Here is a 13,638-nt window from a genome sequence, read left to right as displayed (position 1 = left end):
AACCCCCCGGGCCGGGGGGGGGGGGCCCCCCCGCCCCCCCCCCGCGGGGGGGGCCCGGGGGCGCCCCCCCCGGGCGCGGGGCCGCCCCCCGACGGGCAGGCGGTCGGCAACACTCGCGGTTAACGTGAGGAAATGATCCGGTTCGAGCAGGTCACCAAGCGGTACGCGGACGGCACGACCGCGGTGGACGGCCTCTCCTTCGAGGTGGCCGAGGGCGAACTCGTCACGCTCGTCGGCCCCTCCGGCTGCGGCAAGACCACGACGATGATGATGGTCAACCGGCTCATCGAACCGACCTCGGGCCGGATCCTCGTCGACGGCGAGGACGTCGCGGGCGTCGACCCGGTGCGGCTGCGGCGCCGGATGGGCTATGTCATCCAGCAGGTCGGCCTGTTCCCGCACCGCACGGTCCTCGACAACACCGCGACCGTCCCGGCCCTGCTCGGCTGGAAACGGGCCAGGGCCCGGGCCCGCGCCGCCGAACTCCTCGACCTCGTCGGCCTGGACCCGGGGACCTACGGGCCGCGCTACCCGGACCAGCTCTCCGGCGGTCAGCGGCAGCGCGTCGGGGTGGCCCGGGCACTCGCCGCCGATCCCCCGGTGCTGCTGATGGACGAGCCGTTCGGCGCGGTCGACCCGGTGGTGCGGGAGCAGTTGCAGGACGAGTTCCTCCGGATGCAGGCCGCCGTGCGCAAGACCGTGCTGCTGGTCACCCACGACATCGAGGAGGCGGTGCGGCTCGGCGACCGGATCGCGGTGTACGGGCAGGGCCGGATCGAGCAGTTCGACACACCGGGGACGGTGCTGGGCAGACCGGCCACGCCGTACGTGGCCGGGTTCGTGGGCGCGGACCGCGGGCTGAAACGGCTGTCGGTGACCGATGTCCAGGCGGACGACCTGGAGCAGCCGCCGGTCGTCCGTCTGGACGAGTCTGCCGAGAGCGCCGCGGGGCGGCTGCGCGCGGAGGGCGCCCGGTGGGCGGTGGTCCTCGACACGGACGGCGACCTGCACGGCTGGGTGGGCCGGGACGAGCTGGCGGCGGGCGGCACGATCGGCGAACTCGTCCACCGCATGACCGCGTGGGTACCGGTGGGCGCCCCGCTGAAGCAGGCGTTCGGGGTGATGCTCCAGTACGACGCCGGGTGGGTCGCGGTGCTGGACGGCTCGCGCTTCCTCGGCGTGCTGACCCCGGCCAAGCTGCACGAGGCGCTGCGCCGCTCGGTGGACGCGGACGCGCGTGGCGTCTCGCGGGGTCAGGTGCCGTTCGACTCGGTCTCCGACGTCTGACCGACGGGGCACGGTGCTCGTCAGCAGTACGTCAGCGGGCAGCCGCGGCGCAGCGAGTGCTGGGCGGCCCGCAGGTACAGCGCGACGTAGAAGGCGGTGTCCAGGTCCTCGCCCCAGGGGCCGGGGCGGGCGGCGGCCGCTTCCTTCGCCGCGCCCTCCAGGAACCACATGGTCAGGTCGAGGTTGTCGCAGGCCTCCGGTATCGTCGCGACGGGCAGCCCGATCGCCGCTGCCAGCCGCTGCGCGAGGGCGAGCACTTCGGGTGCGCCGGCGACCACCGTCTCGTCGGTGTAGGCGGAGGCGAGAGGCAGCCGGATCTCCTCGTCGAGCGAGAAGGGCACCAGCACCGACCAGCCCAGCAACAAGTCGGTCTCCCTCGCCGACAGGTGCTCCCGGCACAGGGCGGCCAGGCCGCCCATGGACGGCACCAGCTTCTCCTCGAACGACAGCCCCGAGCCGCGCACGAAGGCGGCCGCCTCGGGCACCGACTCGTACGGCGCCAGCCCGCGCCGCCGCAGCTCCTCGTCGAGGGCCGCGGCGAGGGCGCCCTTGCCGCCCTCGTCCTCGTCGCCGTCGAGCCACTCCTGCGCACCGACACTCACCAGATAGATCCCCATGCCCCGAACGTACCGCCCGCCACTGACAACGCACCCGGACCTCACGTCACCGGCCGTCACATCACGGGCCGTCACGCCACCGGCCGTCACTTCAGCAGGTCCTTGTTCCGCAGATAGGTCCGGGCCACGTCCTGGGCCAGCCGCCGCCAGCTGTCGACCTGCTGGTTCATCGCGGCCAGATCGGCGGTCGTCAGGACCTCGTTGAGCTTGCCGAGCGCCTTCGTCACCCGCTCGCTGTCTCCCCGGGCGCGGTTGACCACCGGGACGACGTAGTCGGCGTTCTGCAGATGCCTGTCGTCGGCGAGGAGGACCAGCCCGAACTGGTCGAGTGTCGCGTCGCTGGTCGTGGTCAGCACCATCTGGTCCTGCCCGCTCTGCACGGCCCGCTTGGCCTGGGTGGTGCCGACGCCCTTGGGATCGATGCCGGTGATGTCGATGCCGTAGACCTTCTTCAGCCCCGGCTCGCAGTACGGCCGTTGCACGCATTCGTCGCCCGCCGCGAGCCGTACCTTCAGCCCCGAGGCGCCGAGGTCGCTGAGTGTCTTCAGGTGGTGCTGCCGGGCGTACGCGGCGGTGACCGCGAAGGCGTTCTGGTCCACCGCCCGGCCGGGGTCGAGGACGGTGAGGCCACGGGGTGTGGCGAGGCCGCGCAGTGCCTTCATCGTGGTGGTGAGGTCGGGCGAGCCGACGGGGGGTGCGTCGGGGCCGTTGGTCTTGGCGTTGAGCCAGTCGGCGAAGGTGGCCGCGTATTCGGGGACGACGTCGATCTGCCCGGACTCCAGGGCAGGTTCGTAGAGTTCGCGGTTGGCGACGGTGATCAGGGAGGTCTTGTATCCGGCCTGGTTCAGGAGCTGGGCGTACATCTGGGCGAGCAGGTCGCTCTCGGTGAAGCCGGCGGAGCCGATGGTCAGGTGCCTGCTGTCGCCCGGGGGCGCGGTGACCGCGCCGCGGTTCTCCAGGGAGGGGCCGGTGGTGCAGGCGGTACAGGCGGTGAGGGTGAGGAGCACCGCGCCGGCCGCCGTGCGGAGTCTCATCGCGAGCCCCGCAGCCAGACCGGCGCAAGCCGTTCGGCGAGTGCGAAGACGCCCTCGACAAGCAGGGCGAACACGGCGACCAGGATCGCTCCGGCCACCACCATGGGCGTGCTGGCCAGGTTGAATCCCGAGGTGATGATCCGGCCGAGTCCGCCGCCGCCGGCGAGCGCGGCGATGGTGGCGGTGGCGACGAGCTGGACGGCGGCGATGCGCACCCCGGTGAGGACCATCGGGAGCGAAAGGGGCAGTTCCACGTGAAACAACATCTGTCGCCCGGTCATCCCCATCCCCCGGGCGGCCTGCACGATGCTCCGGTCGACCTCGCGCATGCCGACGTAGGCGTTGGTGAGCAGGGGCGGTACGGCGAACAGCACCAGGGCGACCACGGTGGGGCCCTCGCCCCAGCTGCCGATCGGGGTGAGGAGGAGCAGCACCAGGACGGCGAAGGTGGGGACGGCCCGGCCGACGTTGGAGATGTTCACGGCGAGCGCGCCGCCCTTGCCGAGGTGCCCGAGGACCAGCGCGACCGGGAGCGCGATCAGGCAGCTGATGACGAGGCAGACGGCGGTGAGGACGAGGTGCTGGAGCAGCCGGTGCCCGATGCCGTCGTCTCCGGCCCAGTGCGCGGAGTCGGTGAGCCAGGCCCAGGCGTCGGTGAGCGTCGTCACGCGCGGGCCGCCCGCGTCCACGGGGTGAGCAGCCGTTGCACCCCGAGCAGCAGCAGGTCGGCGGCGACGGCGATCAGCACGCAGAGCACGGAGGCGGTGAGCACCTGGGCCTTGAAGTAGGTGTTCATGCCGGCGTAGATCAGGTTGCCGAGTCCGCCGAAGCCGACGATCGCGCCGACGGTGACCAGGGAGACCGCGGAGACGGTGGCGATGCGCAGGCCGGCCATCGCGGCGGGCAGGGCGAGGGGCAGTTCGACGGTGAGCAGGAGGCGGATCGGGCCGTAGCCCAGGCCGCGGGCGGCCTGCCGGGTCTCCTCGGGGACGGCGCGCAGGCCCGCGAGGGTGTTGCGGACGAGCAGGGTGAGCGAGTAGAGCACCAGGCCGGCGACGACGAGGGTGGCCGAGAGGCCGTACAGGGGCAGGAGCAGGGAGAACATCGCCAGGGAGGGGATGGTGTAGAGGATGGTCGTGACACCGAGGACGGGTCCGGCCGACCAGCGCCGGCGGCGGGCCAGTACGGCCAGCGGCACGGCGATGAGGAGTCCGACGAGCACCGAGACCGCGGTGAGCCGGAGATGCTGGCCGACGGCGTCGAGGAGGATCTGGCGGCGGCTGGTCAGGTAGGCGCCGCAGATCCACTCGTTGCGCGCGAGGCAGTCGTTCGGGGGCGCGGTCACGCCTCCATTGCATCGGGAGGGCGAGGGGCCCGGCGCGTTGTGGTGATCCGTCCGGGCGGCTACTTCAGGCCGGCCGCGTCCAGCAGTGTGGTCACCGTCCGGGTGACCAGCCCGTCGTCGAGGTGCTCGATGTGAGCGCCGGCCCGGGCGCTGGCCCCGTCGAAGATCAGCATGAGCTGTCGGGCGAGCAGGGCCGGATCCGCCGCACCGCCCTGTGCGGCCTGGTCCTCGAAGTAGCCCTGCAGCAGTTCCTTGGCGGCTCGGGCCACCACGCTCGCGGGATGGTCGCCGTCCTTCAGCTCGACCAGGACGGCGAGGTACGGGCAGCCGCAGTAGCCGGGGGCCGCCGCGTTCTCCTCCACCCGCCGGAAGACGTACCCGATCCGTTCGCGAGGGGTGGCCGCCTCGGCGTCCGGGGACCTGAGCTGGGCCTCGTACCAGGGCCTGCGCCGCTCCAGGCTGGCGGCCAGCACCTCGTCCTTGCTGTCGAAGAGCTGGTACATGGACCGCTTCGAGACCCCCGCGGCCCTGCACAGCGCCTCGACGCCGATGGAGACGCCGTCGCGGTAGAAGAGCTCGGCGGCGGCGTCGAGCAGGCGGTCGCGGGGGGACGCCTTTTCTGTGGTGGCCATACGGCCGAGGTTACCGCGCGGGGGACTGTGAGGAAACCGATCGGTATACAGGGTGGCAGGCGAGGTGAACAAGCGCTTAGATAGGACCTCGGACCCGTTCCCGCGTGCGTTCCGCCTGCGCGCGTGCCACGACCCTGATCAGCCGGAGGCCCCGTTGTTCACTTCCGTCGACGACGTCTCCGCGCGCCTCGCGGAGACCGGCTACCTCGCCTCCCCCGCCGTCGCCACCACCGTCTTCCTGGCCGACCGGCTCGGCAAACCGCTCCTCGTCGAGGGCCCCGCCGGGGTCGGCAAGACCGAGCTGGCGAAGGCCGTGGCCGCGGTGGCCGGGGCCCGGCTGGTACGGCTGCAGTGCTACGAGGGCGTGGACGAGTCCCGGGCGCTGTACGAGTGGAACCACGCCAAGCAGCTGCTGCGGATCAGCGCCGGCCGGGACGAGACCTGGGACGAGGCCCGCACCGACATCTTCAGCGAGGAGTTCCTGCTCCCCCGCCCGCTGCTCACCGCGATCCGGGGCGACGACCCGAAGGTGCTGCTGATCGACGAGACCGACAAGGCCGACGTCGAGGTGGAGGGCCTGCTCCTGGAGGTGCTCAGCGACTTCCAGGTGACGGTCCCCGAGCTCGGCACGGTCACGGCCACCCGCCGCCCCTTCGTCGTACTCACCTCCAACGCCAGCCGTGAGCTGTCCGAGGCGCTGCGCCGCCGCTGCCTGTTCCTGCACATCGGTTTCCCGGAGGAGGAGCTGGAGCGCCGGATCGTACGGCTGAAGGTGCCGGAGCTCACCGAGGCGCTCACCGAGTCCGTGGTCCGGGTGGTCGGGGCGCTGCGGGCGATGGACCTGCGCAAGGTCCCGTCGGTGGCGGAGACCATCGACTGGGCCCGCACCCTGCTGGCCCTGGGCGCCGACACGCTGGACGAGCAGGTCGTACGGGACTCCCTGGGCGTGATCCTCAAGCACCAGGACGACATCCAGAAGGCGGCCGCCAAGCTGGACCTGGACGCGCTGTGAGCACACCCGCCGACGCACCGACCGACATGCCGGCCGATGCTCCGGCCGACCTCGCCGACCGGCTCACCGGGCTGGCCGGTGCGCTGCGGGCGCACGGGGTGCGGATCGGCACCGGGGAGACCGTGGACGCGGGCCGGGCGGTGGCGGTGCTGGGACTGGCGGACCGCGAGCTGTTGCGCGAGGGGCTGGCCGCGACCCTGCTGCACGGCACCGGCCAACGGGCCGTGTTCGACCAGGTCTTCGACCTCTACTTCCCGCGCGGGGTGGGCGGGCCCGGCGGTGCGTCCGGGAGCGGGTCCACCGACCGGGAGGAGCTGCGGGAGCGGCTCGCGGCCGCGCTGGCGGACGACGACACCGCGCTGCTGCGGCAGTTGGCGGCCGAGGCCGTGGACGGCCTCGGCGGATACGGGAGTTCACCGGGCTCGGACGGCTGGTCGTCGTACCAGACCCTGGACCGGCTGCGGCCGCAGACGCTGCTCGCTCGGGTGCGGTCGGACGTCCGCGCGCGGGGCGGCGGCACGGGGTTCGCGGACCGGCTCCTGGACGACGAGATCCGGCGGCGGATCGAGGACTTCCGGGGCATGGTCGCGGCGGAGGCCCGGCGCCGGGTGGCCGAGCGGCGCGGGCGCGATCGGATCGCCCGCCGGGCGGTGGCGCCCAGCGCCGACCGGGTGGACTTCCTGTCCGCCGGGCGGGACCAGCTCACCGAGCTCCGCCGGACCGTACAGCCGCTGGCGCGGAAGCTGGCCACCCGGCTGGCCGCGCGCCGCCGCCGGGCGGCGCGGGGCTCCATCGACCTGCGGCGCACCCTGCGCGGCTCGCTGTCGACGGGCGGCGTGCCGATGCGGCCGGTGCTGCGGCGACGCCGGCCGGTCCGCCCCGAGCTGGTGCTGCTGTGTGACGTCTCCGGCTCGGTCTCCGGGTTCTCCGACTTCACGATGCTGCTGGTGCAGGCGCTGCACGACCAGTTCAGCAAGGTCCGGGTCTTCGCCTTCGTCAACCGGATCGACGAGGTGACCGGCCTTCTGGAGCACGGCCGGGCCGATCCCGAGGGGCTGGGCGCCCGGATCCGCGCCGAGGCGACGCTCACCGGCTGGCACGGCAGCAGCGACTACGGCCACGCGCTCGGCGAGTTCGCGGAACGGTACGGCGCGGCGGTGGGCCCGCGCACCACGGTGTTCGTGCTCGGCGACGCCCGCACCAACAACCTCGACCCGGACCTCGCCGCCGTCCGCCGGATCGCCGGACAGGCGCGCCGCTTCTACTGGCTGAACCCCGAGCCGCGCTCCCTGTGGGGCACCGGTGACTCGGCCGCGCCCGACTACGCGGAACTGGTGGAGATGCACGAGTGCCGCACCGCCCGCCAGCTCGGCGGGCTGATCGGACGGCTGCTGCCGGTGTGACGCGCCGGGTGCCGTCGCCTACGGAAGGTGACGGCACCCGTCCGCTGTTCCCGCTGCTGTTCTCAACTCTCCTTGGCCTTCGCGTAGTCCGTTGCCATGCCGCCGGCGAAGTCGTGCACGATGCACTGCTCGTCCCCCACGACCCAGGCGTCGTGTCCCGGCGGAAGGACGAAGACGTCGCCGGGGCCGATCTCGCCCTCGCCGCCGTCGTCCATCACGAGATGCATCCTGCCCTGCACCACATAGCCGTTGTGGTGGACCATGCAGCGCTCGGTGCCCGCGATCGGCGCCACCGACTCCGACCAGCGCCAGCCCGGCTCGAAGGTGCCGATGGCGAAGTCGAGGCCGGTCATGTGCACGGCCTCCAGGTGGCCGCGGGGGAAGTCACGCCGCTCGTCCGGCTTGTCGACCGTCTTGATCTCCAGCATGACGGTGTCCTCCCTTCGAACTCCCGTCCACCACTCCATCGTCTTCCCGTCAACTCGGGAGCGCCATTCGCCGTGGCGGACGGCTGCGGGGTCTGCGGCGGCGGTCTTCCCCTGGTCTGTGCTATGTGACATATTACTGTCGTGAGCATGCGACTGACCTGCGACGTCGTGGTGATCGGGGCAGGCATGGCAGGTGCCGCCTGCGCCCTGTACGCGTCCCGGGCGGGCCTGGACGTCGTCGTGGTGGATCGCGGCCCGGTGGCCGGCGGCACGACCGGGGCGGGCGAGGGAAACCTGCTCGTCTCCGACAAGGAGCCCGGGCCCGAACTCGAACTCGCCCTGCTGTCGGGCCGGTTGTGGACCGGTCTGGCCGAGGAGCTGGGCGACCGGATCGAGTACGAGCCCAAGGGCGGGGTGGTCGTCGCCGCCGACCCCGAAGGACTGGCCGCCCTGGAGGGGTTCGCGGCCGGGCAACGGGCCGCCGGGGTGACGGCGGAGAACATCGGCGCGGACCAACTCCACGAACTGGAGCCGCACTTGGCACCCGGTCTGGCAGGCGGAGTGCGCTACCTGCAGGACGCCCAGGTGATGCCGACGCTGGCCGCCGCACACCTGGTACGGGCCTCCGGCGCCCGCCTGTCGACCGGCCGTACGGTGACGGAGGTGCTGCGCGGCGCCGACGGTGCCGTACGCGGTGTCCGTACCGATCGCGGCGACATCCACGCCCCTGCCGTGGTGAACGCGGCCGGGACCTGGGGCGGCGAGGTGGCCGCCCTCGCCGGTGTGCACCTGCCCGTCCGCCCCCGGCGCGGCTTCGTCCTGGTCACCGAGCCGTTGCCGCGCCGGGTACGGCACAAGGTGTACGCCGCCGACTACGTGGCCGACGTGGCCAGCGACTCGGCGGCCCTGCAGACCTCGCCGGTCGTCGAGGGCACGGCGGCCGGGCCGGTCCTGATCGGCGCGAGCCGGGAACGCGTCGGCTTCGACCGGTCGTTCTCGCTGCCGGCCGTACGGGCGCTGGCGGCGGGCGCGATCCGGCTGTTCCCGTTCCTGTCCGAGGTCCGGGCGATGCGCACCTACCTGGGTTTCCGCCCGTACCTGCCCGACCACCTCCCCGCGATCGGCCCCGACCCCCGTGCGCCGGGCCTCCTGCACGCCTGCGGGCACGAAGGCGCGGGCATCGGACTCGCCACCGGTACCGGGCAGTTGATCGCCCAGGTACTGAGCGGCAGGACCCCCGAGCTGGACCTGACCCCGTTCCGTCCCGAGCGCTTCGGCGAGGAGGCCGTGTGAATCCCCTGGAGCTGGCGCAGGCCCGGCCGGGCCCCGCCTTCACCGTCACCTTCGACGGCCGCGAACTCCCGGCGCTGCACGGCCAGACGGTCGCGGCCGCGCTCTGGGCCTCCGGTGTCACCTCCTGGCGGACCACCCGCGGCGAGGGCCGTCCGCGCGGGGTCTTCTGCGGGATCGGCATCTGCTTCGACTGCCTGGTCACCGTCAACGGCCGCCCCAACCAACGCGCTTGTGTGGTGCCCGTGCATCCGGGCGACGCGATCCGTACGCAGCGGGGCACGGGGCACGATGACTGAGGCGAGCCGGCCGCAGACGTCACCCCGGCTCGCCGTGATCGGCGCGGGCCCGGCCGGGCTCGCCGCCACCCTGGCCGCCGCCCGGCACGGGCTGCGCGTCACCCTGATCGACGCGGCGCCGGAGGCGGGCGGTCAGTTCTACCGACAGCCCGCCGCCGGGCTCGGCGCCCGCCGCCCACAGGCGCTGCACCATCGATGGCGGGACTGGGAGCGACTGCGCGACGGCCTCGACCGACACGTCACGGCAGGCCTGGTCACGCATCTGCGGGACCATCACGTGTGGTGCGTGACGCGGCGGCGGTCCGGTTTCACCGTTCACGCGCTGCTCGGCCCCGAACAGGAGCGGCCCGTCGAGGTACGCGCGGACGCGGTACTGCTCGCCACCGGCGGTTACGAGAAGGTGCTGCCGTTCCCCGGCTGGACGCTCCCCGGTGTCGTCACGGCGGGCGGAGCGCAGGCCATGCTGAAGGGCGGACTGGTGCTGCCGGGCCGTACGGCGGTCGTCGCCGGCACCGGACCGCTGCTGCTGCCGGTCGCGACCGGGCTCGCGGCGGCGGGCGCCCGGGTGGCGGCCCTGGTGGACTCCGCCGACCCGCGGGACTTCGTACGGCACGCACCGGCGCTGGCCGCCCAGCCGGCCAAGCTCGCCGAAGGCGCCCACTACGCGGCCCGGTTGCTGCGGCACGGGGTACGCACCCTGGTCCACCACACCGTCGTCGAGGCGCACGGCGACCAGCGGCTCGAAGCCGTCACCGTAGCCGCGCTCGACGCCGAGGGCCGGGTACGGCCGGGCACCCGGCGGCGGATCGGCTGCGACACCCTGGCCGTCGGGCACGGGATGCTCCCGCACACCGACCTCGCCGAGGGCCTGGGCTGCCACATCGAGGGGATCGCGGTGGCCGTGGACGACGAGCAGCGCACCGACGTGCCGGGCGTGTGGGTGGCGGGCGAGGCGACCGGCGTCGGAGGCGCGGTGCTCGCCCTCGCCGAGGGGCACATCGCGGGCCGGTCGGCTGCCGCGCGGCTGTCGGGCCGGGAGCCGGACCCGCGCGGCTGGGCGGGAGCCGCGCGGGCTCGCGCGGGGCTGCGGCGGTTCGCGGCGGCGATGGACGACGCCTACGCGCCGCCCGCGCACTGGGCCGAACAGGTCACGGACGACACGGTCGTCTGCCGCTGCGAGGAGGTCACCGGCGGGGCGGTCCGGCGGGCCGTGACCGAACTGGGCGCCGGAGACGTACGGACCGTCAAACTGCTCACCCGGGCCGGGATGGGCTGGTGCCAGGGGCGGATGTGCGGGCCGGCGGTCGCCGGGCTCGCCGGCTGCCCGGAGACGGCGGCGCGCAGGCCGTTCGCCCGGCCGGTGCCGCTCGGGGTGCTGGCACGGGCGGGCGGCGCCGACGAGGAACAGTGCCATGTCACATGCCACCCCGAGTGCTATGTCACATACCACCCGGACCACTCGACCCACCCGGAGGACCCCTGATGCCCACCCCTCACCCCCACCCCTGGCGCGGCGTGCTCGTGGCCACCGCCCTCCCGCTCCGCGACGACCTCTCCGTCGACTACGACAGGTACGCCGAGCACTGCGCCTGGCTGGTCGGGAACGGCTGCGACGGCGTCGTGCCGAACGGCTCGCTCGGTGAGTACCAGGTGCTCACCCCCGAGGAGCGCGTCAAGGTCGTCGAGACCGCCGTGGCCGCGGTCGGCGGGGCGCGGGTCATGCCCGGGGTCGCCGCCTACGGGTCGGCCGAGGCCCGCCGCTGGGCCGAGCAGGCCCGGGACGCCGGCTGCGCGGCGGTGATGCTGCTGCCGCCCAACGCCTACCGCGCCGACGAGCGTTCGGTGCTGGCGCACTACGCGGAGGTCGCCAGGGCGGGGGTGCCGGTCGTGGCGTACAACAACCCCATCGACACCAAGGTCGACCTGGTGCCCGAGCTCCTCGCCAAGCTGCACGGCGAGGGGTATGTGCAGGCCGTCAAGGAGTTCTCGGGCGACGTCCGGCGCGCCTACCGGCTGGCCGAACTGGCGCCGGAACTGGACCTGTTGATCGGTGCCGACGACGTGCTGCTGGAGCTGGCGATCGCGGGCGCCAAGGGCTGGGTGGCCGGTTACCCCAACGCGCTGCCGTCCGCGTCGGTCGAGCTGTACCGCGCGGCGGTGGGCGGGGACCTGGACACCGCCAAGCGGCTGTACGGTCAGCTGCATCCGTTGCTGCGCTGGGACTCCAGGGTCGAGTTCGTACAGGCCATCAAGCTGTCCATGGACATCGTCGGCCGGCACGGCGGCGCCTGCCGCCCGCCGCGCGTGCCGCTGCTGCCGGAGCAGGAGGCCGCGGTCCGCGCGGCCACCGAGAAGGCCGTCGCCGCCGGCCTTGCGTGACCGGCCCCGGACTCCCGATCCCCGATCCCCGATCCCCGATCCCCGATCCCCGAGGAGCGTCATGCGCAGCAAACTCGTCCTGCACGCCGTCGACTCGCACACCGAGGGCATGCCCACCCGGGTGATCACCGGGGGGATCGGGACCATTCCCGGCGCGACCATGAACGAGCGGCGGCTGTACTTCCGTGAACACCGCGATCACATCAAGCAGTTGCTGATGAACGAGCCGCGCGGGCACTCCGCGATGAGCGGGGCGATCCTGCAGCCGCCGACCCGGCCCGACTGCGACTGGGGCGTGGTCTACATCGAGGTCTCCGGCTATCTGCCGATGTGCGGGCACGGCACGATCGGCGTGGCGACCGTGCTCGTGGAGACGGGGATGGTGGAGGTCGTGGAGCCGGTCACGACGATCCGGCTGGACACCCCGGCGGGCCTGGTCGTCGCCGAGGTGGCGGTGGAGGACGGCGCGGCGCGGAACGTCACGCTGCGGAACGTGCCGTCGTTCTCCGTCGCGCTGGACCGGAAGATCGTGCTCGCCGACGGGCGGTCGGTGACCTATGACATGGCATACGGCGGCAACTTCTACGCCATCCTCCCCCTCGACGAGTTCGACCTCCCTTTCGACCGCACCCGAAAGGACGACATCCTCCGGGCCGGCCTGTCCCTCATGGAGGCGATCAACGCGGAGGCGGAGCCGGTCCACCCCGAGGATCCGTCCATCCGCGGCTGCCATCACGTCCATCTGGTCGCACCCGGTGCCACGGCCCGCCGCTCCCGGCACGCGATGGCCATCCATCCCGGCTGGTTCGACCGCTCCCCGTGCGGCACCGGCACCAGCGCGCGGATGGCCCAGCTGCACGCCCGCGGCGAACTCCCGCTGGACACCGAGTTCGTGAACGAGTCGTTCATCGGCACCCGGTTCACCGGCCGGCTCCTCGGCACCACCGAGGTCGCGGGCCGCCCCGCGGTCCTGCCCAGCTTCACCGGTCGCGCGTGGATCACCGGCACCGCCCAGTATCTGCTGGACCCGACCGACCCGTTCCCGGCCGGCTTCGTACTCTGATTCCCCCGACGACCCCCAGTGCCGACCCTCCAGGAGTTCCACCATGGCCGACCGGCCCAGCAGCACGCCCACCGCCGCCAAGCCCGTCAAGCCCGCCATTCCGTCGCTCGGCGGCCGGAAGCCGAACTTCCGGGAACGGGTCGTGGACGTGCTGCGTGCCGCGCTGATCGCCGGTGAACTGCGCCCCGGCGAGGTGTACTCGGCGCCGGGGCTCGCCCCCCGCCTGGGTGTCTCCGCGACCCCGGTGCGGGAGGCGATGCTGGAACTGGTGAAGGAGGGCATGGTCGAGATCGTCCCGAACAAGGGGTTCCGGGTCACCGCCGTCTCCGAGAAGCAGCTCGACGAGTACACGCACGTCCGGTCCCTGATCGAGATCCCGACGACCGTCGCCCTCGCGGCGACCGCCGACCCGGGCGACCTGGAGGCGCTGCGTCCGGTGGCCCTGGAGATCGTCACCTCGGCCGTGAAGGGCGACCTCATCGCGTATGTCGAGGCCGACCTGGCCTTCCACCTGGGGCTGCTGGCGCTGGCGGGCAACGACCATCTCGTCGAGGTGGTACGGGACTTGCGGCGCCGTTCGCGGCTGTACGGGCTGACGGCGCTGGTGGCGGCGGGACGTCTGAAGGCCTCGGCCGAGGAGCACCTGGAGCTGCTCGACGGCCTGCTGGCCCGCGACGAGGAGGCCGTGCGCGAGATCATGACCCGCCATCTGGGCCACGTCCGCGGCCTGTGGGCGGCCCGGCAGCCCGGGCACGACTGAGAGCTCCCGCCAACTGCACGCCGGGGTGGGCGAGTTGGTCGCGGGGTCGGCGCCTGCGCCGGCCACCCCGGAGTCCGGGTGAGGATCCG

General features: G+C 73.2%; 15 protein-coding genes. 9 read left to right on the top strand and 6 right to left on the bottom strand.

Features of this window, described 5'->3' with window-relative positions; all coding sequences use genetic code 11:
- Positions 1–132: 132 nt before the first annotated feature.
- Positions 133–1,287: a betaine/proline/choline family ABC transporter ATP-binding protein gene (locus ABZ887_RS46045; RefSeq protein ID WP_361304762.1), complete on the top strand. Its 1,155-nt coding sequence runs from the start codon at positions 133–135 to the stop codon at positions 1,285–1,287.
- Positions 1,288–1,307: 20 nt separating this feature from the next.
- Here ABZ887_RS46045 and ABZ887_RS46040 read toward each other — a convergent pair whose 3' ends face one another.
- The 5 genes from ABZ887_RS46040 to ABZ887_RS46020 all read right to left on the bottom strand — a co-directional run bounded on the left by ABZ887_RS46040 (position 1,308) and on the right by ABZ887_RS46020 (position 4,915).
- Entirely contained in the window at positions 1,308–1,904 is a 597-nt protein-coding gene (locus tag ABZ887_RS46040) for a hypothetical protein (protein ID WP_361304760.1), read from the bottom strand.
- A gap of 86 nt (positions 1,905–1,990) precedes the next feature.
- Positions 1,991–2,938, bottom strand: coding sequence for an ABC transporter substrate-binding protein (locus ABZ887_RS46035; RefSeq protein WP_361304757.1), 948 nt, complete (start codon positions 2,936–2,938; stop codon positions 1,991–1,993).
- Positions 2,935–3,606: an ABC transporter permease gene (locus ABZ887_RS46030; RefSeq protein WP_361304754.1), complete on the bottom strand. Its 672-nt coding sequence runs from the start codon at positions 3,604–3,606 to the stop codon at positions 2,935–2,937. The genes ABZ887_RS46035 and ABZ887_RS46030 overlap by 4 nt, the downstream gene beginning before the upstream one ends.
- Complete coding sequence (locus ABZ887_RS46025; RefSeq protein ID WP_361304751.1) at positions 3,603–4,283, bottom strand: ABC transporter permease; 681 nt, start codon at positions 4,281–4,283, stop codon at positions 3,603–3,605. The genes ABZ887_RS46030 and ABZ887_RS46025 overlap by 4 nt, the downstream gene beginning before the upstream one ends.
- A 59-nt stretch (positions 4,284–4,342) precedes the next feature.
- Positions 4,343–4,915: a TetR/AcrR family transcriptional regulator gene (locus tag ABZ887_RS46020; protein WP_361304748.1), complete on the bottom strand. Its 573-nt coding sequence runs from the start codon at positions 4,913–4,915 to the stop codon at positions 4,343–4,345.
- A 154-nt stretch (positions 4,916–5,069) separates the two neighbouring features.
- On the opposite strand from ABZ887_RS46020, the gene ABZ887_RS46015 reads away from it, so the two are divergent.
- Together ABZ887_RS46015 and ABZ887_RS46010 are read left to right on the top strand one after the other, a co-directional pair.
- A complete protein-coding gene (locus ABZ887_RS46015; protein WP_361304745.1) occupies positions 5,070–5,927 on the top strand; it encodes a MoxR family ATPase in 858 nt (285 codons plus the stop codon).
- A 26-nt stretch (positions 5,928–5,953) separates the two neighbouring features.
- Complete coding sequence (locus ABZ887_RS46010) at positions 5,954–7,330, top strand: VWA domain-containing protein (protein ID WP_361304764.1); 1,377 nt, start codon at positions 5,954–5,956, stop codon at positions 7,328–7,330.
- A gap of 62 nt (positions 7,331–7,392) precedes the next feature.
- On the opposite strand, the gene ABZ887_RS46005 is transcribed toward ABZ887_RS46010, so the two are convergent.
- Positions 7,393–7,758, bottom strand: a complete 366-nt coding sequence (locus ABZ887_RS46005) for a cupin domain-containing protein (protein WP_361304743.1) — start codon at positions 7,756–7,758, stop codon at positions 7,393–7,395.
- Positions 7,759–7,899: 141 nt separating this feature from the next.
- Between ABZ887_RS46005 and ABZ887_RS46000 the strand changes: the two genes are divergently transcribed.
- The 6 genes from ABZ887_RS46000 (at position 7,900) to ABZ887_RS45975 (ending at position 13,549) form a co-directional block, all read left to right on the top strand.
- Complete coding sequence (locus ABZ887_RS46000; RefSeq protein ID WP_361304740.1) at positions 7,900–9,051, top strand: FAD-binding oxidoreductase; 1,152 nt, start codon at positions 7,900–7,902, stop codon at positions 9,049–9,051.
- Positions 9,048–9,347, top strand: a complete 300-nt coding sequence (locus ABZ887_RS45995; protein WP_361304737.1) for a (2Fe-2S)-binding protein — start codon at positions 9,048–9,050, stop codon at positions 9,345–9,347. Before ABZ887_RS46000 ends, ABZ887_RS45995 begins: the two co-directional genes overlap by 4 nt.
- Positions 9,340–10,830 carry an NAD(P)/FAD-dependent oxidoreductase gene (locus tag ABZ887_RS45990; RefSeq protein WP_361304734.1) on the top strand — a complete coding sequence of 497 codons (1,491 nt, stop codon included), beginning with the start codon at positions 9,340–9,342 and terminating at the stop codon, positions 10,828–10,830. The genes ABZ887_RS45995 and ABZ887_RS45990 overlap by 8 nt, the downstream gene beginning before the upstream one ends.
- Complete coding sequence (locus ABZ887_RS45985) at positions 10,830–11,726, top strand: dihydrodipicolinate synthase family protein (RefSeq protein ID WP_361304731.1); 897 nt, start codon at positions 10,830–10,832, stop codon at positions 11,724–11,726. The genes ABZ887_RS45990 and ABZ887_RS45985 overlap by 1 nt, the downstream gene beginning before the upstream one ends.
- A 61-nt stretch (positions 11,727–11,787) precedes the next feature.
- A complete protein-coding gene (locus ABZ887_RS45980; RefSeq protein WP_361304728.1) occupies positions 11,788–12,789 on the top strand; it encodes a proline racemase family protein in 1,002 nt (333 codons plus the stop codon).
- Positions 12,790–12,832: 43 nt separating this feature from the next.
- Positions 12,833–13,549, top strand: a complete 717-nt coding sequence (locus ABZ887_RS45975; protein ID WP_361304725.1) for a GntR family transcriptional regulator — start codon at positions 12,833–12,835, stop codon at positions 13,547–13,549.
- Positions 13,550–13,638: the final 89 nt, after the last annotated feature.

This window comes from Streptomyces sp. NPDC047061, assembly GCF_040643955.1.
In the GTDB taxonomy this organism is placed as follows: domain Bacteria; phylum Actinomycetota; class Actinomycetes; order Streptomycetales; family Streptomycetaceae; genus Streptomyces.
This window is presented reverse-complemented; position numbering and strand designations above follow the sequence as displayed.